The sequence below is a fragment of the Streptomyces sp. NPDC028289 genome (assembly GCF_055565975.1).
This window is the reverse complement of sequence record NZ_JBVHTI010000010.1, coordinates 496,601-516,310: the sequence shown is the minus strand read 5'-3', so window position 1 is coordinate 516,310 and position 19,710 is coordinate 496,601. Positions and strand designations below refer to the sequence as shown.

Below are 19,710 nucleotides of genomic sequence, written 5' to 3'. Positions count from 1 at the left end.
GAACGACGTCTCACGGTCAGGGGAACGCCTCCTTCCGGAAGTGAACGGACACGCTCCGGCCCGGAGCCGGGAGCGGCCGGCGCTGCGGGATCCGCCCCCGCGGCCTGCCCAATCCGGGCGGCACGTGGCACACTTCTGACGTTCCGTCAGATCTGGTGTCCTGGAGGAGCTTTGTCGCGCACACGCACGCCTGCGGTCGACGGCTGGTTCACGGGCGAGGGGGACGGATTCCGGCTTCTGGGAACCCGCTGCGCGGCCTGCGGCTCGGTCTTCTTCCCTCGCGAGGACGTCCACTGCCGCAACCCCGGCTGCGCGGGCGGCGACCTGGAGGAGGTCCCGCTCTCCCGGCGCGGACGGATCTGGTCGTACACCGACAGCAGATACCGGCCCCCGTCACCCTATGTGAGCGACCCGGAACTTCCCTGGGAGCCGTACGCGTTGATCGCTGTAGAGCTGCCCTCCGAGCGGATCGTGGTGCTGGGGCAGGCGGTTCCCGGCATCACCGTCGCCGATCTGGCGGTGGGCATGGAGGTCGAGGTCGTCCCCGGAGTCCTGGGCGAGGACGCTGAGACGACCTGGACGACCTGGCACTGGCGGCCGACGGGGGTGACGGCGTGACGGCGGACGTGGCGGTGCTCGGCGTGGGCATGCACCCCTGGGGCAAGTGGGGCCGGAGCTTCGTCGAGTACGGGACGGCGGCGGCCCGCGCGGCGCTCGCGGACGCCGGACTCGAGTGGCGGGACATCGGCTCGGTCGTGGGCGCAAACACGGTGCGGGGCGGATATCCCGGCTATGTGGCGGGCGCGACCTTCGCGAAGGCGCTGGGCTGGCAGGGGGCGCGGGTCGCGAGCGTGTACGCGGCGTGCGCGTCCGGGGCCCAGGCGGTCGCCGCGGCGCGGGCGCAGATCCTGGCGGGCCTCGCGGACGTGGTGCTCGTGGTGGGTGCGGACGCGGCGCCCAAGGGCTTCTTCCGGCCCGCCGGAGGAGAGCGGCCCGACGATCCCGACTGGCTGCGCTTCCGGCTGCTGGGGGCGACGAACCCGACGTACTTCGGGCTGTACGCGCGCCGTCGGATGGCGGTGTTCGGGGACACCCCCGAGGACTTCGCCCTGGTCAAGGTGAAGAACGCGGCCCTGGGAGCGCTCAACCCCTACGCCCGCTACCGCAAGCGGGTCACCGCCGAGGAGGTCGCCGCCTCCCAGGTGGTCGCCGATCCGCTACGGCTGCTGGACATCTGCGCCACCTCCGACGGCGGGGCCGCGCTGGTCCTGTCCAGCCTGGAGTTCGCACGCCGGCACGGAGCGGCGCGGCCGGTGCGGATCCGCGCGGTGTCCACGGTCACGCCCCGCTACCCGAGCACGGTGCTGGACCTCCCGGACATCGCCACGGACTCCGCGGCGGCGGTGGATCCGCCGACGGAGTCCTTCCGCGCCTCGATCGCGCGGGCCGCCTACGAGGAGGCGGGCATCGGCCCCGAGGAGCTGTCGCTCGCCGAGGTGTACGACCTCTCCACCGCGCTGGAGTTGCAGTGGTACGAGGATCTGGGGCTGTGCGCCGAGGGCGAGGCGGCGAAGCTGCTGCGCGAGGGCGCGACGGCCCCGGGCGGCCGTATACCGGTCAACGCCAGCGGGGGGCTCGCCTCGTTCGGGGAGGCGGTGCCGGCCCAGGCGATCGCCCAGGTCTGCGAGCTGGCCTGGCAGTTGCGGGATGCGGCGGGCGACCGCCAGGTGGCCCACGCGCGCGTGGGGATCACGGCCAATCAGGGGCTGTTCGGGCACGGCTCGTCCGTGATAGTGGTGCGCTGACGGGACGGGTGTGCCAGCGGAGGGTGCATACCCTGCGTGACCACCCCGAAATGGTGCGTGAACGTCTCATGAACTGCCCATGGGCGTGCGCCGGTGGCGTCATCATGCTCCCGTGCGCACCTGGACGGATGCTCTCCGTTTCGCCTTCCAGCCGGTGGTCAATCTGACGACCGGCGGGATCACCGCACTGGAGATCCTCGCCCGCCCCGAGACCGGGGACATCCTCGCCGAAGCCCGCCGGAATCCCGAACTCGACGGCAGACTGGTGGTGTTGGCCCTCCGCGCGGCGGCCCGCAAGGAGACGCTGCTGCCGCTGCACATCAACGTCTTCGCGGCCACCCTCGCCGACCTGGGCGGCATCGCACCGCTGTCCGAGGCCGTCCGCGAGGCCGGACGGATGCCCTGGGAAGTCACCCTGGACATCGTCCCGCCGTACACGCACGTTCCGCAGCGGGCCCTGCTGGAGGCCGTGGCGGTGCTGCGCGGCCAGGGCTTCCGGATCAGCGCGGACGGCATCGGGGACGGGGACGTGCCGCTGCGGCTGCTCACCGACCTCTCGCCCGACCTGGTCAAGCTCGACGCCTCGCTGCTCGCCCGGCCGGCCGCGGTGCGGGCGATGCGGACCCTGTGCGAGGAACTCGGCGCCCTGGTGGCCGTCGAGGGCGTGGAGACCGAACTCCAGCACGCGGCCGCGCTGTCCGCCGGGGCGCAACTGGCCCAGGGCGAGCTGTTCGCGCCCCCGGCCCGGATCCCGGTCGCGGAGGTATACGTTCCGCCGCCCTCCCCCGCCGCCGTACCGCCACCGCGCTCCGGGCCGTCCGTACGCGAGTTCGTCCGGCCCGCCGCACTCCTGCCGGTCACCGCGTCCGCGTTGCAGGTGCGGGCGCTGCTCACCGGCTCCCCGGACGTCTCCGGCGTGCTCCTGGTCGACCAGGCCGGCGCCCCCGTCCGGTCGGTGCACCGCTCCCGCTTCCTGCTGTCCATGTCGGGCCGCTACGGGCACGCCCTGTACGCGGACCGCCCGGCCTTCAAGCTGGGCGACGCCCCGCGCACGGTCGGCGTCGACGCGACCGCCTGGGAGGTGCTGGACGTGGTTGCCGTCGGCGGCCCGGACCGCACCTCGGACGATGTCACGGTCGTCGACCGGTTCGGGCGCTGCGTGGGCGTCGTACGCCTCGCCGACCTGGTACGGGCGCTCGCCGAGACCCGCGTCGAGGAGGCGGCAGGGCTCAACCCGCTGACCCGGCTGCCCGGTTCGGACGCGATCACGGGCGAGGTGGACCGGTGGATCGCGGACGGCCGCGTCTTCGCGCTGAGTTGGCTGGACATCGACCACTTCAAGCAGGTGAACGACGGTGCCGGGTTCGCCGCGGGCGACGAGCTGATCCGTTCGGTGGGGTGGGCGCTGCAGGAGGCCGCCGTCGGGCACGCGCGCGTGGGGCACATCGGCGGGGACGACTTCCTGGTGCTCGCCGACGAGGCGGGGCTGGACCGGGTCGCCGCGCTGCTCGACGCGCCCTGGTCCGCGGGCGGGCGTCCCGTCACGCTGTCCCTGGCCACCGTCGTCTGCGGTCCGGGCAGTGTGGCCGACCACCGGCAGGCGGCCGGCTGTCTTGCACCGCTCAAGAAGGCCGCCAAGGCACTGTACGGGGCGAGTTGGGTACTGGGGCGGGCGGGACTGCCCGGGCACGAGATCCGGCGCGGTTCGGACGCGTATCCCGCCCAGGCGGGATACGCGGCGGTGGAGCCGTGACAGCTGCTCCGGGACGAGTTGCCTGTCATCGTTGCCGTCGCCGACCTTGACGCCCCTTGAGCGCCGGTGAAAACTTCCGGTGTCGGTCGACATCGCCGTACATTCTCGGCGTATTCAGGCACTGCGCCATGGGCCGCTCCTGTCTCCAGGCTCTTTCCCCATGGGCGATTCGGCCGCTACGGCACGCTCGTCATGGACGCCGGGCGGGGCGCGGGACCTTCCCTGCCTTCGGCTGACGTCGCCAAGGGAACCGTTCCTGCTCAATGCACCGGGGTCGATCCCCGGCCAGCGCCCTAGGAGCCGCCATGAGCAACGGAGACATCTTCGTCGGCGAAGTCATCGGCACGGCCATCCTGATCCTGTTCGGCGCCGGTGTCTGCGCCGCGGTCACCCTGAGACACTCCAAGGCCCGGGCCGCGGGGTGGGTGGTGATCGCGTTCGGCTGGGGATTCGGCGTCCTCGCCGGCGCCTACACCGCCGCTCCCCTCTCCGGCGGGCAGCTGAACCCCGCGGTCACCATCGGCATCGCCGTCGACACCGGCGCGTGGGGCAAGGTCTGGGTGTACCTGCTCGGGCAGTTCGTCGGCGCGATGCTCGGGGCCGTGCTGGCCTACCTGGTCTACCTGGCCCAGTTCCAGGCCAACGTGCGCGACGAGGAGTCCGGGGAGGAGCCGACGCCGACGCTCGGCATCTTCTCCACCATCCCGGAGATCCGGAACCCGGTCGCCAACCTGATCACCGAGATCATCGCCACCATCGCGCTGGTCCTGCCGATCCTCGCCTTCGGACTGACCAAGGGGCTCGGCGAGTCCGGCACCACCGTGCTGATCGTCTCGCTGCTCGTCGTCGGCATCGGGCTGTCGCTCGGCGGCCCCACCGGCTACGCCATCAACCCGACGCGCGACCTCGGCCCGCGGATCGTGCACACCTTCCTGCCGATCCCCAACAAGGGCACCTCGGACTGGGGTTACGCCTGGATCCCGGTCGCCGGACCTCTGATCGGCGGGGCGCTCGCGGGCCTCATCTACAACGTGGCCTTCTGACTCGACGCGGACCTGACACCAACGCAGCCTTCCGACCCAGCGACCAAGGGGTAGCCATGACGGACACCGCCGAGAAGTACGTCGCCGCAATCGACCAGGGCACCACGTCGAGCCGCTGCATCATCTTCGACCACTCCGGCGCGATCGTCGCCGTCGACCAACGCGAGCACCGCCAGATCTTCCCCAAGCCGGGCTGGGTGGAGCACGACGCCACCGAGATCTGGTCCAAGGTGCAGGCCGTGGTGGCCGGTGCGCTCGCCAACGCGGGGCTGCGCCCCGACCAGCTGAGCGCGCTGGGCATCACCAACCAGCGCGAGACGACCGTCCTGTGGGACCGCGCCACCGGCAAGCCCGTGCACAACGCGATCGTCTGGCAGGACACCCGCACCGCGGCCCTGTGCCACGAACTCGGCGGCAGCGACGGGCAGGACCGCTTCCGCGAGCCGACCGGACTGCCCCTGGCCAGCTACTTCTCCGGGCCCAAGGCGGCCTGGCTGCTGGACAACGTGCCCGGGCTGCGGGACCGGGCCGAGCGCGGCGAGATCGCCTTCGGCACCATCGACTCCTGGCTCATCTGGAACCTCACCGGCGGCACCGACGGCGGCCGGCACGTCACGGACGTCACCAACGCCGGGCGCACCATGCTGATGAACCTGGAGACGCTCCAATGGGACCCCGCCATCCTCGCCGCGATGAACGTGCCCGAGGCGGTGCTGCCCGAGATCAGGTCGTCCGCCGAGGTGTACGGCACGGCGGTCGGCCAGCTCGCCGGGGTGCCGGTGGCGTCCGCGCTGGGCGACCAGCAGGCGGCGGTCTTCGGGCAGGCCTGCTACGACGTCGGCACGGCGAAGAACACCTACGGGACGGGCAGCTTCCTGCTCCTCAACACCGGCAACCGGCCGGTGCCGTCCAAGAGCGGGCTGCTGACGACGCTGGGATACCGGATCGGTACCGAGGCGCCGGTGTACTGCCTGGAGGGTTCGATCGCCATCACGGGCGCGCTCGTCCAGTGGTTCCGCGACCAGCTCGGCATCATCCGCACCGCCGACGAGATCGAGACGCTGGCGGCGAGCGTCGACGACAACGGCGGCGCCTACATCGTGCCCGCCTTCTCCGGCCTGTTCGCGCCCTACTGGCGCTCCGACGCGCGCGGGGTCGTCACCGGGCTGACCCGCTACGTCACCAAGGCGCACCTCGCCCGCGCGGTCCTGGAGGCGACCAGCTGGCAGACGCGGGAGGTCGTGGACGCGATGTACCAGGACTCCGGGGTGCCGATCACCACCCTGAAGGTGGACGGCGGCATGACCGGGAACAACCTCCTGATGCAGCACCAGGCCGACGTCCTCGGGGTACCGGTGATCCGGCCCCGGGTCTCCGAGACGACCTGCCTGGGCGCCGCCTACGCGGCCGGCCTGGCCACCGGGGTGTGGAACGACCTGGACGAGCTCAGGTCGCACTGGCAGAAGGACGCGGAGTGGACGCCCGCCATGGCGGCGTCGGTGCGCGACCGCGAGTACGCGAACTGGCGCAAGGCGGTGGAGAAGAGCTTCGGCTGGCTGGAGGACGGCGAGTAACCCCCCTGGGACCACGGCCCGTACCCCGGTCGGCGGGGGTACGGGCCGTGCCGCCGCCGTTCAGGTGGTGACGGCCTGCCGGTGGGCCGCCGCGTACGCCATCGCGTGCCGGACCACGCCGATGAGCACCTCCTTGACCGACTCGCGGTCCCGGGCGTCGCAGAGCACGACCGGTACGTCCGGATCGAGGTCGAGGGCCTTGCGGACGGACTCCACCGGATAGCGGGCCGCGTCCTCGAAGCAGTTGACGCCGACGAGGAAGGGTATGGAACGCCGCTCGAAATAGTCGACGGCGGCGAAGCAGTCCTCCAGCCGGCGCGTGTCGGCGAGCACGACGGCTCCCAGCGCGCCCTCGGCCAGCTCGTCCCACATGAACCAGAACCGCTCCTGCCCGGGCGTGCCGAACAGGTAGAGCACCAGGTCCTCGCGCAGGGTGATGCGGCCGAAGTCCATGGCGACGGTGGTGGTGTGCTTGCCCTCGACGCCGGAGGTGTCGTCGACCGGCCGCCCCGCCTCGGTGAGCAGCTCCTCGGTACGCAGCGGCCGGATCTCGCTGACCGCGCCGACCAGGGTCGTCTTGCCCACGCCGAAGCCTCCGGCCACGAGGATCTTGAGCGTGACGGGCTCGACCGGGGGCTTGCCGCGCTCAGATCGCCCGAAGATCATCGTTTTCTTCTCCTGCTTGCTGGGGTCGATGGAGGGTTCGGGTGCCGGGTGCCGGGCGTCCGTATCCGCCGCCACCCGGGGTTTCGACGACGAGTACGTCGTCGGGGCCGACGTCCGCGGCATCGCTGCCGCCGAGTTCGGTGACCGTGCCGTCGGCCCGCTCCACCCGGTTGGCGCCGAGTGCGCCGGGTTCGCCCCCGGCCATGCCGTACGGCGGCACGCGGCGGTGCTGGGAGAGGGTCGAGACGGTCATGGGTTCGAGGAAGCGGACGCGGCGGACCGCGCCGTCCCCGCCGGGCCAGCGGCCCGCGCCGCCACTGCCCGCCCGTACGGCGAACTCGTCGAGGCGGACGGGCAGCCGCCACTCCAGGATCTCCGGGTCGGTGAGCCGGGAGTTGGTCATGTGGGTCTGTACGACGCTCGCGCCGCGGAATCCGTCACCGGCTCCGGAACCGGAGGCGACGGTCTCGTAGTACTGGTGGCGTTCGTTGCCGAAGGTGACGTTGTTCATGGTCCCGGAGCCCTCGGCCTGGACGCCGAGCGCCGCGTAGAGGGCACCGGTGATGGCCTGCGAGGTCTCGACGTTGCCCGCGACCACGGCGGCCGGCGGTTCGGGGGCGAGCATCGAACCGGGCGGCACAACGATGTCGAGCGGGCGCAGGCAGCCGTCGTTGAGCGGGATGTCGTCGGCGACGAGGGTGCGGAAGACGTACAGTACGGCCGCGTTGACGACGGCGAACGGGGCGTTGAAGTTGGTGGCCAGCTGGGCCGAGGTGCCGCTGAAGTCGATGGTGGCGCGCCGGTTGTCGCGGTCCACGCGCACGCGTACCCGGATGACCGCGCCGGAGTCGGTCTCGTAGGCGTACGCGCCGTCGTCAAGGGCGTCGATCACCCGGCGGACCGCTTCCTCGGCGTTGTCCTGGACGTGCCGCATGTAGGCCTGGACGACGTCCAGGCCGAACTCCTCGATCATCTTGCCGACTTCGTCGACGCCTTTGTGGTTGGCGGCGATCTGGGCGCGCAGGTCGGCGAGGTTGGTAGGGATGTTGCGGGAGGGATAGCGGGCCCCGGCCAGCAGCCGGTGCGTCTCGGTCTCCCGGAACCGGCCGTTCTCGGCGAGCAGCCAGTTGTCGAAGAGGACGCCCTCCTCGTCGATGGTGCGGCTGTTCGCCGGCATCGAGCCCGGTGCGATGCCGCCGATCTCGGCGTGGTGGCCGCGGGAGGCGACGTAGAAGAGGATCCGGTCACCCTCCGTGGCGAAGACGGGTGTGATCACGGTGACGTCGGGCAGGTGGGTGCCGCCGTGGTACGGGTCGTTGACGGCGTAGGTGTCGCCGGGGCTCATCGAGGTGCCGCGGCGGCGGATGACCTCTTTGACGCTGGTGCCCATGGAGCCCAGGTGGACGGGGATGTGCGGGGCGTTGGCCACCAGGTTCCCGTCCGGGTCGAACAGGGCGCAGGAGAAGTCGAGACGTTCCTTGATGTTGACGGACTGGGCCGTCGACTCCAGGCGGGCGCCCATCTGTTCGGCGATCGACATGAAGAGGTTGTTGAAGACCTCGAGCAGGACCGGGTCGGCTTCCGTGTCGAGATCGGAACTCTGCGTGACCGTCGCGCGTTCCATGACCAGATGCCCGTCGTCGGTCGCCGCGGCCCGCCAGCCGTCGTCGACGACGGTCGTGGCACTGGACTCGGTGATGATCGCCGGGCCGGTGACGGATTCGCCGGAGGGCAGGTCCTCGCGACGGTGGAGGGGTACGTCGCGCCAGGCGCCGCCGGTGTGGAGACGGACGGTCTCCGGGGCGGCGGGAGTGCCCTCGTAAGGGGCGAGGGCGGAGAGATCGGGGGGTTGGGTGATGCCGGTGGCTTCCACGGAGAGCGCTTCGACGACGACCGGGCGGTCGAGCGTGAAGGAGTACGTGGCGCGATGACGTTCTTCGAAGGCCTGTTTCATCGCATCGGGCTCCGTGAGCTCGACGGTGAGGGTGGTGTCGGTGCCGTCGTAGCGGAGCTGGGCGCGGCGGGTGACTTCGACGCGGTCCTCCTGGACGTCCTCGGCGAGGAGTTCGGCGCGGGCCCCGGCCTCCAGGTCGTCGGCGGTCTTGCGGATGCCGGCCATGGCGGCGGGCTCCAGGGGCGCCTCGACGGACTGCTCGCGCATGGCGGTGGTGTCGGCGAGCCCGATGCCGAGCGCGGACAGGACCCCCGCCATGGGCGGCACCAGGACGGTGCGAATGCCGAGCGAGTCGGCGACCATGCACGCGTGCTGACCGCCGGCCCCGCCGAAGGTGGTGAGGGCGTAGCGGGTGACGTCGTGGCCCTTCTGGACGGAGATCCGCTTCACGGCGTTGGCGATGTTGGCCACCGCGATGCTCAGGTAGCCCTCGGCGACCTGTTCGGGGGTGCGGTCGTCGCCGGTCTGCTCGCGGATCTCCCGGGCGAGCTCGGTGAAGCGGTCGCGCACGAGGCCGGCGTCCAGCGGCTGGTCCCCGCCAGGGCCGAAGACCTGGGGGAAGTGGGCCGGCTGGATCCGGCCGAGCATGACGTTGGCGTCGGTGACGGCCAGTGGGCCGCCGCCCCGGTAGCAGGCCGGTCCGGGGTCGGCGCCGGCCGAGTCCGGACCGACGCGGTAGCGGGAGCCGTCGAAGTGCAGTACCGAGCCGCCGCCCGCGGCGACGGTGTGGATGTCCAGCATGGGGGCGCGCAGCCGGACGCCCGCGATCTGGGTGGTGAAGACCCGTTCGTAGCCGCCCGCGAAGTGGGAGACGTCGGTGGAGGTGCCGCCCATGTCGAAGCCGATGACCCGGTCGAAGCCGGCGAGCTGCGACATCCGGGCCATGCCGACGATCCCGCCGGCCGGGCCGGAGAGGACGGCGTCCTTGCCGCGGAACTGCCCGGCCTCGGCGAGCCCGCCGTTGGACTGCATGAACATCAGCCGTACGCCTTCGAGTTCGTCGGCGACATGGCGGACGTAGCGGCGCAGCACGGGCGACAGGTAGGCGTCGACGACGGCGGTGTCACCGCGTGGGACGAGCTTCATCAGGGGGCTGACCTCGCTGGACAGCGAGATCTGCGGGAAGCCGGTCGAGGCGGCCAGCTCACCGATCGCCTGTTCGTGGGCGGGGTGCAGGTGGCTGTGCATGCAGACGACGGCGACCGCGCGGATCCCGTCGTCGTACGCCTCCTGGAGCGGGCCCGCCAGGGCGTCCAGGTCCGGTGCGCGCAGCACGGTGCCGTCGGCGGCGATCCGCTCGTCGGCCTCGACGACCCGTTCGTACAGCAGCTCGGGCAGGTCGATGCGGCGGGCGAAGATGTGGGGGCGGTTCTGGTAGGCGATGCGCAGGGCGTCGCGGAAGCCGCGGGTGATGACGAGGAGGGTGCGCTCGCCCTTGCGTTCGAGAAGCGCGTTGGTTGCGACCGTGGTGCCCATCCGGACGGCTTCGACGGGGGCGCCGGAGCCGTCGAGGAGCTCGTGCACGGCGGCCACGGCAGCGTCGGAGTATCGCGCGGGGTTGTCGGAGAGCAGTTTGTGGGTGAGCAGGCGGCCGTCCGGGCGCCGTGCGACGACGTCGGTGAACGTACCGCCGCGGTCGACCCAGAACTGCCAGCCTGTCACGTCACTACTCCGCTTCCGCGCCGGTCACAGCGCCCGGAGGCCGTTGATCACGTCGCGCAGAATACTCTCGTCCACCAGCTCGGCCGGGGGTACCGGCCGGTTGACGTGGACGAGTTCCCCGTCGACCAGGTCGCCGATGAGGACCCGGACCACGCCGATGGGCAGATCGAGTTCCGAGGCCAGCTCGGCGACCGACTGCGGGGCGTTGCGGCAGAGCTCGACGATGTCCACGTGCTCCGGGGACAGCGTCCGGTCGTCGTCCGGGTCGTCCGCGTGCGGCTCCGTGACGACCACCGCGATCAGGTCGAGCCGGTGCTGGGCCGCACTGGTGGTGCGGCCGCGTGTCATGGCGTACGGACGGACGACCGGTCCGGCCTCGTCGTCGAACCAGTGGCTTCTTCCCTGACCGTCTCCGCTCATGTCATCCCACTACCCGCCCGAGGGCAGATCGGTGCGCGGAGCGGACCCCAGATGTACGCCGACCCTCTTGACCAGGAGCGTCATCTCGTATGCGACCTGGCCGACGTCGGAGTCGGCGTCGGAGAGGACGGCGAGGCAGCTGCCGTCGCCGGCGGCCGTGACGAACAGGAAGGCGTCGTCGAGCTCGACGACGGTCTGCCGGACGCTGCCCGCCTCGAAGTGCCGGCCCACGCCCTTGGCGAGGCTGTGGAAGCCGGAGGCCACGGCGGCCAGGTGCTCGCTGTCCTCTCTGGTGAGGTCCTTGGAGACGCCGGTGGGCAGGCCGTCGCCGGAGAGCACGACGGCCTTGCGGATGCTGGCGACCCGGTCCACGAGGTCGTCCAGCAGCCAGTTCAGCTCGCCCTTGTTCGTCGCCGTGTGGCCGGTCGCCTTCGGATCGGTCATCGACCGTCCCCCTTAGTCGTTCCTTGTGCTGTGCTGTCCCGGGAGCCGTCGCCCTCGGCGTTCTCCGCACGGCCGCGCTGCCAGCCGCGCTGGAGCGAGCCCATGCGGCTGCGGACCTCGTCGGCATCACGCTCGACGAGTTCCGGCTCGCGCGTGGCGGATGGTGCGGGTTCCTGTCGCAGCTGTGGGGCCAGGTTGGCCTGCCGTACCCGCTTGGGCAGCGGCCGGGTGCCGGACGCGGCCTCCGGGGGTGTGCTGCCGAGGGGCGGGACGGAGTCTTCGGTGCCGCTGCCGGAGGCGGTCGCGGAGCGGCGGGTGCGCTGGGGCAGGGCAGGGGGGCCCGAGGGTTCGTCCGGGCCTCCGGCCCGGGGCGCGGTGCCTTCCTCGACGTGGTCGGCCGGGCCGATGGCGCGGCGGGCGGACGGGTCGGTGCGGCGGCGGGAGGGCAGCGGGGCGAGTCCGCCCGGTTCGGGGCGGCCCTGGTCGGCCGGGTCGCGCTCGTCCGGGTCGACGCGGCGGGAGCGCTGCTCGGTGACCGGCTTGCCGTGCGAGCTGACCAGCTTGGGCGTACGCCGTGCGGGCAGTGGCACGGGGCCGCCGGGGTGCTCGTCGCCGAAGCGGTCGGCGGTCTCGCTGGCCGGGTGGTGGAGGTCGGTCACGGATGGCGTGGGGGCGTCGTCGGCGTCGGCGAGCGAGCGGCGGGGGCGGAACAGGCCGCCGCGCTCGCTGTCGTCGTCGGTGAGGGCGCCCGGGAAGTCGCCCAGCGCGTCCAGGTCGACGGGTGCCTCCAGCTCGACCGGGCCGTCCAGCAGTGCGGCCGGCAGTCCGGGGCGCTGCCCCGGCACCTGGGCCAGGGAGGCGGCGCGGCTCTCCTCTGGTTCGGCCTCCCTGGTCTGGCGGCTGCGGTCGAGGCGGAAGCCGACGCCGTTGGTGTCCGGGACGTCGTCGGTCAGCAGTACGTCGGGGATGAAGACGACGGCGGTGGTGCCGCCGTAGGGGGACGGCTGGAGCGAGACACGGACGTTCTGACGCTGGGCGAGGCGGCTGACCACGAACAGGCCTAGCCGGTCGGTGTCGGAGAGCTCGAACTCGGGCGTCTCGGCGAGCCGCAGGTTGGCGTCGAGGAGCGCCTCGGCCGCCATGCCGAGACCCCGGTCGTGGATCTCCAGGGTGAAGCCGTTGGCGACGCGTTCGCCGAGAACCTGCACGGCGGTGTGCGGCGGCGAGAACACCGTGGCGTTCTCCAGGAGCTCGGCCACGAGGTGGGTGAGGTCGGCGACGGCGGGGCCGGTGACGGCGACGCGGGGCAGCCGGCGGACCTCGATGCGCTCGTAGTCCTCGACCTCGGCCACGGCCGCGCGCACCACGTCCATCAGCTGGACGGGCCGGCGCCACTGCCGCGAGGGCGCGGCGCCGGAGAGGATGACCAGGCCCTCGGCATGCCGGCGCATACGGGTGGTGAGGTGGTCGAGGCGGAAGAGGTCGGCGAGTTCGTCGGTGTCCTCGGTCCTGCGCTCCATGGTGTCGAGCAGGGTGAGCTGCTTGTGCAGCAGGACCTGACTGCGGCGGGCGAGGTTGACGAAGACCTCGGAGACACCGGCGCGCAGCTCGGCCTGCTTGACGGCGGCCTCGACGGCGGCGCGCTGCAGGGTGTTGAGTGCCTGGCCGACCTCACCGATCTCGTTCTTGTCGTACTCCAGGCGCGGGACCTCGGTCTCCACGTCGACCTGTTCGCCCGCGGACAGCCGGCGCATCACGCTCGGCAGCCGGACCCCGGACGCCTCGTGCGCCTCCTGGCCGAGCGACCGCAGGTCGCGGATGAGGCCGCGGCCCACGCGGACCGACACGATCAGCGAGAACAGCACGGCGACCAGACCGAGGACGCCGACGACGGCCGCCTGGGCGATCACGGTGACCGAGACGGGCTGGACGCGGTCCTGGAAGCGGTCGCCGACCTGGTCGTCGAGGGTGCGCAGTTCGCCGAGCACCGTGCCCGCGGTGGCGTCCCAGCTCTTGGCGCTGACGTCGTTCGGTGTGCCGGACCCGGCGGCGAGGACGGACTTCTCGGCGGCCAGCAGCGGGGCGGTGGTGGCGCCCCGCCAGAAGCGGTCGAAGCGGTCGCGTTCGCCGGCCGGCAGCAGCGGGAGGCTGATGTCGTAGAGGAGGGTGCGCTGGGCGATGAGGTCGGAGACCTCGCGGGTCTCCTCCGGGGAGACCTTCCCGACCACCAGGGCGGAGCCGAGCAGGGCGTCCTCGCGGGAGACGAGCTCACGGGCGCGGGTGATGTTGACGAGGGCGCGGGCCTGCTTGTCCATCTCGACGTCGTCGATCCCGTCGAGGGAGCCGAGCAGCGCGTAGCAGGGCTCGACGACGGCGTTGTAGAGACTCAGGGCCTGGGCGCGGTCCACGGTGCCCTGCTCAACGCTGCGGCGCAGGGGGGCGATGCCGTCGAGGCCGTCGAGTTCGGCGGTGAGGCGGTCGCTGTCGTCCGCGTCCAGGCCGTCGCGTACGTGCTGTTCCCCGGCGTTCTTGCGGAGCCTGGCCACGGTCTCGTCGGTGGCGGCGCGTGTGCGGTCCAGGGCGGTGAGCGCGTCGGAGGCGCGTGGGTCGGCGAGATAGACCAGGGTCTGCCGGCGCTCCTGCTGGAGGGCGCGGACCGCGTCCTCGGTGGGGTAGCCGAGATCCTCGACGATCGCCGACACCTGGAACAGGTGGGTGACCTCGCGTCCCGTGACCACGGCCGCGAATCCCCAGACGGCCGTCAGGGACACCAGCGGCACGAGAAGCAGCGCCACGATCTTCCGGCGGATGGACTTCCCGCGAAAGCGCATGGCCTCCCCCAGCTCGACCCCCACCGGCCGGGGGTACACATGTACGTCAACAAACGGCGCGAGCCTACTACCGTCACAGGGATAACTCGAAGAACTGTCCGGACGGTGAACTTCCGCCTCGGTGCGCAGACATGGCGGACACACAGGACGAGTTGTCCGGTCATTGCGGGAGATTGCCACCGCGATCGCGCCGACTTCAGTCGACTTCACGCGAGTGGGGCGGGAACGGCACGAAGGATCAGTTGGCCGGAATTTTTCCCTGGTTGGGAATCATCGGGCGAGTTCGTTCGTCCTTGTAGACAGGTGATGCGTGCGGATTCGGCCACAGGAGCCGCATCTCGCATCCGGGCGGCGTAAAACAGCGCAAGCCGGGCAGCCACTGGGGAGCCGGGGTCGTCGGACACCGGTGCGAGGGCTTGTCGGCGGTGGGGAGTGACACGTTGATGGGGACGGCTGAGCGGCTGGCGGCGTCCGAGGACGGCGCGGCGACGCACTCGACGGTGCGGCAACAGCAGGCGCAGTACCGGACGTTGTGGATCGAGGAGCCTGCCAAGCGGTACCGGATGCCGGATCCGGTGCGGACTTCGGCGGTGCGGTCGGTGATCATCATCGCTGTCACGCTGATACTGGCCATGGTGGCGTTCTTCTGCACGATGGCGGAGTCCTGGCTGGCGTTCCCGATGGTGATCAGCAGCGTGGTGAGCACGGTGGTGGCCACCTGGAGCGCGGTCGACGTCCTGGTGACCCGTCAGGTGTGGAACCAGCGCTACGGCGTGGTCTCGGAGCCGAGCAGCACCGCCCGCACGCTCCGCCGCGAGCGGCGCGCGGCCCGGCGGCAGCAGCGGGCCGCCGAGCGCGAGCAGGAGCGGATACGGCGGCGGGGCGGCCAGGCGGGGCAGCTGACGCACCCCTGAGGCCGCGCACCCGGTGCCTGAGGGGACCGACCGTCAGGCTGACGGCTTCTTGAACATCCGCGTGGCGGTGATCTCGCTGTGCACGGCCTCTCCGGCCTGCGGCTGCTGCGGCAGCCCGGGCCGGAGATGTTCCTCCACGCTGATGTACTTGAGGCCGGCCCGCAGGTCCGCGTCGTTCCGCAACCGGATGACCAGCGGGAACTCGGCCAGTGCCGTCGTGTCGAACAGCCCGGTCGTGTACAGCAGTTGCACGCCCAGCGCGTCCGACACGGCCCGCTGGAGCTCCAGCAGGTACGTCGCGTTGGCGCGCCCGATGGGGTTGTCGAGGAACAGCGTCCCCGCGTGCCGATGCTTGTCCCGTCCCCGGTCGTTGGAGCGCAGTGCGGCCATCGTGCAGTACAGGGCGATGGCGGCGGTCAGCAGCTGCCCGCCGGAGAACACGTCCCCCATCTGCCCCACCGGCACCCGCTCGGCGCGCAGTACCGCGTCCGGCTTGAGGATCTCCACGGCGACGCCCTTCGGCTGAAGGGCGGCCGCGACTCCCCGCAGCAGCAGGGACATTCCGTCCCGCCGCAGATCGGAGTTCTTCTTCACGGCGGCCCGGGTCGCCTCGTCGACGACCTCGCCGAGCCGCTCGGTGAGCGTGGCCTGGTCGGGCTCCTCGAAGCGGATGCGGAGGAACTCCTGCCCGGACCACTCGCCGAGCCCCTCGGGCAGCCGGGAGAGTCGCTGGGCGGAGCGCAGGGTCGCCAGCGCGGACTCGACGAGCCCCCGCAGCCGGTCCACGATCGAGTCCCGGTTCCGCTCCAGCTGGGACAGTTCGTCGGTCAGCACCCGCAGCCGGGGTGCGAAGGCGTCCGCCCACTTCTGGGCGTGCTCGGGCAGCGCGGAGGCGGGCAGTTCCCGGATCTGCTGGCGCGCGGGGGTCCGCACCGCCTCGTAACGGGTGGCGTTGGCGTGCCGTACGAGGACGTCGCTCGCCTCACGGACGGCGGACTCGGCGGCGGACAGGTCGCCGGCGCAGCCGCGCAGCGACCTGCGGGCCTCGGCGGCGGACTGCCGGGCCTCCTCCAGGCTGCCGGGGTACGGCTCGGGCTCCTCCTGCTCCTCGTCGGCGGTGTGCTCGCGCAGCAGGTCGCGGAGCATGGCGGCGATCTCCTCGAAGCCGCCCGCCGCGTCCTCGGCCGCGCGGTGCGTGTCCAGCAGCTCGGCGTGCGCCTCCCTGGCCTGGGCCAGCGCCTCGGTGCGTGCGGCGAGTTCGGCCGTCGCCGTGCGCAGCAGTGCCTGTGCGTGCTCGGCGTCGCGCGGCCGAAGCTCCTCGGGCAGCTCGGTGTGCGCCTCGCCGTCCTCGGGAGCGTGCCGCTCGGCCTCGCCGCGGAGCCGCCCGAGCTGCTCGCTCGCGGTGGACATGCGGGTCTCCAGGAGCTGCACCAGTTCCTCGGCACGGGCGGCGGCGGCCTGCCGGGAGGGCCCGTCGGAGCCGTCGGGCGACTGCAGCAGCTGCTCCGCACGGGTGCGGACCTTATTGCTCAGCCGCTCCAGCTCCGCGAGCGCGGCGCTCTCGTCGCTCTCCGCACGGGCCTGCTCGGCGCGCAGATCGGCGCCGACACCGACCTTCTCGTACACCTGCGAGGCGGCCCGGTAGGCCTCGCGCAGGGCGGGCAGCGGGGACGAGGACCCCGGGGCGTCCTCGTCGGTCTCGGGCATGTCGTCGGGGGCGCCGGCGATCTCGGAGCGCTCGGCGCGCAGCGCACGGGCGGTGCGGCGGGCGTCGTCGGCGGCGCGCTGGGCGGCGCGCCGGTCCTCGTCGGCGACGCGGGCGCGCTCCAGGCAGGACTGGGCGCGCGCCTCCGACTCGGTGGCCTCGTCGGCGAGTTCGCGCAACCTGACCTGCCAGCCGGCCCGCTCGCGCAGCCGGAACGCGAGGCCGGCGAGGGCGTCGGCCGCGCGCCGGGCCCGCTGGGCGGCCTCCTGTCGTTCGTCGCGCACCTGCGCGGCCTCGGCGGCGGCCTCCTCGGCCTCCGCCCGCCCGGTCCGGGCCTCGGCCAGCTCGGCCTCGGACTCCTCCGCGAACACCCGCGCGTCCCGGGCCTCCTGCGCGAGCTCCACGAGCCGCCCGGCCGGGCAGCCGGTGCGCCAGGAGGCGAGCCGTGCGGCCAGCTCGCGGTCCTTGCCGAGCCGTGCGGCGAGGATGCGGATCTCCTCGTCCCGCTCGGTGGCCCGCGCGCGCAGCGCCTGCCGCTCCTCGTCGGCGGCGTGCTCGTCGTGCATGGCCGGGTTCGGCGGTACCAGGAACACGTCGCCCGGGGTGGCGTCGGCGGCCGGGGTGGGCGCGAGCAGGGCGGCGGCGGTGCCGACGGCCACGGCCGAGCGGGGCAGCAGGGCCGCCTCGCTGAGCGCCTCGCGGGCACGGGCGTGCGTGTCGGGGTCGGTGATCACGACGCCGTCGACGAGTTCGGGGCGGGCCGCCAGCACGCGCGCGTGGTCGGCGGGGTCGACGGCCTGGGCGAGGTAGCGCCAGCCCGGCAGTGCGGGGATGCCGTGCTCGCCGAGGAACTCGACGGTGGCCAGCACGTCGGGGCCGGGCGGCAGCAGTCCGCCGTCGCCGAGGGCGCCGAGGATCCGGGAGTCGTCGGCGGCGGCGGTGCGCAGCTCGAACAGGTGCCGCTCGGCGGACCCGACGGCGTCGTCGAGCAGCTCCCGCAACTCGTCCGCGAACCGGTCGAGTTCCTCGGGCACGAGGGTCGTGAGGTGGTCGTCGCCGCCCTCGTGGCGGGGTCGCGGAATGGCGGTGCGGGAGCCGGTGAGGCCCAGTAGTTCGGTGAGCCGCTCCTCCGCGGCGAGGCTCTCGGCCAGCCGCTTCTCGGCGTCGTACGTCCGCTCGGCCGCGGTCGCGGCGTCCGCCGCACGGGCGGCGGTGAGTTCGGCGCGGGACTCGGCGGAGGCCGCCTCTCGCGCGTTCTCGCTCGCTCGGCGGGAGGCCTCACGGGCGGTGTCCCAGGCGGCCACGGCCGTCTTCTCGGCGTCGCTCGCCGCGAGGGCGGCCCTGGCCGGGTCGGCGTCCGGGGCGCTGTCGTCGAGCCAGCCCGCGCGGACCGCCTCGGCGGTCTCCTGCTCGACCTCGCCGAGCCGCTGCCTGAGGTGCCCGGACTCGCTGCGGGCGCGCTGGGCCTCGGTGGCGGCGGAGGTCGAGTCCCGGTACGCGCAGTCGCTGGCCTCCTGGAGCGCGGCGGACCGCTCCTCCTCCTCGTTGGCGAGAGCCTCCGCGCTCTCGGCGGCCCCGTGCAGGGCCCGGACCAGTGCGACGGCGGCCTTGGCGCGGGCGGCGAGGGCCGGCGCCGCGTCCCGCTCGGCCTCCTGGATGGCGGCGGCCACCCGCGCGACGCGGTCGGCGGCCGCGCGGTGGCGGAGCACTGCCTCGGCGGCCTGCCAGGCCGAGTGCAGGGTGCGTGCGTCGGCCAGCTCGCGCTTCTGCGCGGCGGCGGACTTCTCGCCGACGGCGAGCGCCAGGGAGGCGTGCCGGTAGGCGAGTTCGGCGGCGATCAGCGAGCTGCGTTGGCGGGCGCCGTCGGTGTGCGTGACGGCGTAGGCGGCGGCCGTGACCCGCTGGGCGAGGTCGGCGGCGCGCACCCGCTCCTGCACGCCTCGCGCGGACAGCCGGCGCGCCAGGTTACGCGTACGGCGTTCGGCGCCCGCGTGGATGTCACGCGCGCGTGACCGTGCCTCCGCGGCTTCCACGATCCGCCCCAGCAGGTCCACCGACCCGGCGGTGAAGTCCCGTTCGGCGATCAGCTCGGCGCGCCGCCCGAGCTTGTTGCCGAAGCCGCCGACCAGGTCGGCGAGTCCGTCGGTGTCCCGGGTGTCGGTCACGGCCCGCAGCAGCAGGTCGGTGAAGTCCGAGTCCTTCTTCACCGCGAACAGGCCGGCGGCCTCGCCCTCGTCGGCGTTCATCTCGCGCTGGTAGCGGAAGAGTTCGGGGTCGAGGCCCAGGTCGCCGAGGTGCTCGATCCAGCGGTCGTGGATCTCCTCCCAGTACACGTCCAGGTGCGGGTACGCCTTGCCCGCCTCGGTGATGGCGTCCCGGAAGCCCTTCATGGTGCGCCGCCGCCCCTGGGCCCCGGAGGTGCCCTCCACGGGCTGCCGTACGGCGGTGGACTCGGCGACCGGCAGATTGTCCAGCGAGAGCCCGGGGCCGGGCCGGAACGAGTACCAGGCCTCGGCGAACTTCCGCGGGTCGTTGGAGACCTGCCGCCCCCGCCACTCGCTCGCCTTGCCGACGACCACGCACTCGCCGGTGAGCGTGTGCTGCCACTCCAGGGCGACATGGCCGCAGTCGTCGGCGAGCAGGAACTTGCGCAGCACACCCGAGCTCGCGCCACCGAGGGTGTTCCGGTGCCCCGGCAGCATCACCGAGAAGATCAGCTTGAGCAGCACCGACTTGCCACCGCCGTTCTCCAGGAAGAGCACGCCTGCGGGCGCGGGCCGGCGCGGCGGGCCGACCGGCTCCTCCTCGAAGAACTCCGCCTGGGTGGGGGCGGGGTCGGGCACCGGCTCGCCCACACCGCGCAGGTCCAGCACGGTGTCGGCGTAGCGCGCACCGGCGGGCCCGATGGAGTAGAGGCGGACCCGGGACAGCTCGTACAT

At 72.7% G+C, this 19,710-nt stretch carries 12 protein-coding genes; 6 read left to right on the top strand and 6 right to left on the bottom strand.

From position 1 onward, the window contains the following. Positions 1-171: 171 nt before the first annotated feature. The 5 genes from ACZ4UV_RS44800 (at position 172) to glpK (ending at position 6,175) form a co-directional block, all read left to right on the top strand. On the top strand, positions 172-618 hold the full coding sequence (locus ACZ4UV_RS44800; protein WP_451016555.1) for a Zn-ribbon domain-containing OB-fold protein: 447 nt from the start codon (positions 172-174) through the stop codon (positions 616-618). Beyond that, complete coding sequence (locus tag ACZ4UV_RS44795) at positions 615-1,805, top strand: lipid-transfer protein (protein WP_467846470.1); 1,191 nt, start codon at positions 615-617, stop codon at positions 1,803-1,805. The genes ACZ4UV_RS44800 and ACZ4UV_RS44795 overlap by 4 nt, the downstream gene beginning before the upstream one ends. 112 nt (positions 1,806-1,917) lie before the next feature. After that, positions 1,918-3,558: a GGDEF domain-containing protein gene (locus tag ACZ4UV_RS44790; protein ID WP_451016557.1), complete on the top strand. Its 1,641-nt coding sequence runs from the start codon at positions 1,918-1,920 to the stop codon at positions 3,556-3,558. 305 nt (positions 3,559-3,863) lie between these two features. Further along, positions 3,864-4,601, top strand: coding sequence for an MIP/aquaporin family protein (locus ACZ4UV_RS44785; protein ID WP_467846464.1), 738 nt, complete (start codon positions 3,864-3,866; stop codon positions 4,599-4,601). A 56-nt stretch (positions 4,602-4,657) separates the two neighbouring features. Next, positions 4,658-6,175: a glycerol kinase GlpK gene (gene glpK, locus ACZ4UV_RS44780; protein ID WP_451016558.1), complete on the top strand. Its 1,518-nt coding sequence runs from the start codon at positions 4,658-4,660 to the stop codon at positions 6,173-6,175. A 60-nt stretch (positions 6,176-6,235) separates the two neighbouring features. Here glpK and ACZ4UV_RS44775 read toward each other — a convergent pair whose 3' ends face one another. From ACZ4UV_RS44775 to ACZ4UV_RS44755, 5 genes are read right to left on the bottom strand one after another with little or no spacing between them, the layout of a single operon-like run. Further along, on the bottom strand, positions 6,236-6,841 hold the full coding sequence (locus ACZ4UV_RS44775) for a GTP-binding protein (protein WP_390047846.1): 606 nt from the start codon (positions 6,839-6,841) through the stop codon (positions 6,236-6,238). Continuing rightward, on the bottom strand, positions 6,822-10,457 hold the full coding sequence (locus ACZ4UV_RS44770) for a hydantoinase B/oxoprolinase family protein (protein WP_467846457.1): 3,636 nt from the start codon (positions 10,455-10,457) through the stop codon (positions 6,822-6,824). Before ACZ4UV_RS44770 ends, ACZ4UV_RS44775 begins: the two co-directional genes overlap by 20 nt. A gap of 24 nt (positions 10,458-10,481) precedes the next feature. Then, entirely contained in the window at positions 10,482-10,877 is a 396-nt protein-coding gene (locus ACZ4UV_RS44765; protein WP_467846451.1) for a DUF742 domain-containing protein, read from the bottom strand. 9 nt (positions 10,878-10,886) lie between these two features. Next, entirely contained in the window at positions 10,887-11,321 is a 435-nt protein-coding gene (locus tag ACZ4UV_RS44760) for a roadblock/LC7 domain-containing protein (RefSeq protein ID WP_293993347.1), read from the bottom strand. Continuing rightward, a complete protein-coding gene (locus ACZ4UV_RS44755) occupies positions 11,318-14,152 on the bottom strand; it encodes a sensor histidine kinase (RefSeq protein WP_467846447.1) in 2,835 nt (944 codons plus the stop codon). Before ACZ4UV_RS44755 ends, ACZ4UV_RS44760 begins: the two co-directional genes overlap by 4 nt. A 443-nt stretch (positions 14,153-14,595) precedes the next feature. Here ACZ4UV_RS44755 and ACZ4UV_RS44750 point away from each other — a divergent pair, with 443 nt between their 5' ends. Continuing rightward, positions 14,596-15,066 carry a hypothetical protein gene (locus ACZ4UV_RS44750; protein ID WP_390047853.1) on the top strand — a complete coding sequence of 157 codons (471 nt, stop codon included), beginning with the start codon at positions 14,596-14,598 and terminating at the stop codon, positions 15,064-15,066. A 33-nt stretch (positions 15,067-15,099) separates the two neighbouring features. Here ACZ4UV_RS44750 and ACZ4UV_RS44745 read toward each other — a convergent pair whose 3' ends face one another. Beyond that, positions 15,100-19,710, bottom strand: a complete 4,611-nt coding sequence (locus tag ACZ4UV_RS44745; RefSeq protein ID WP_451016561.1) for a hypothetical protein — start codon at positions 19,708-19,710, stop codon at positions 15,100-15,102.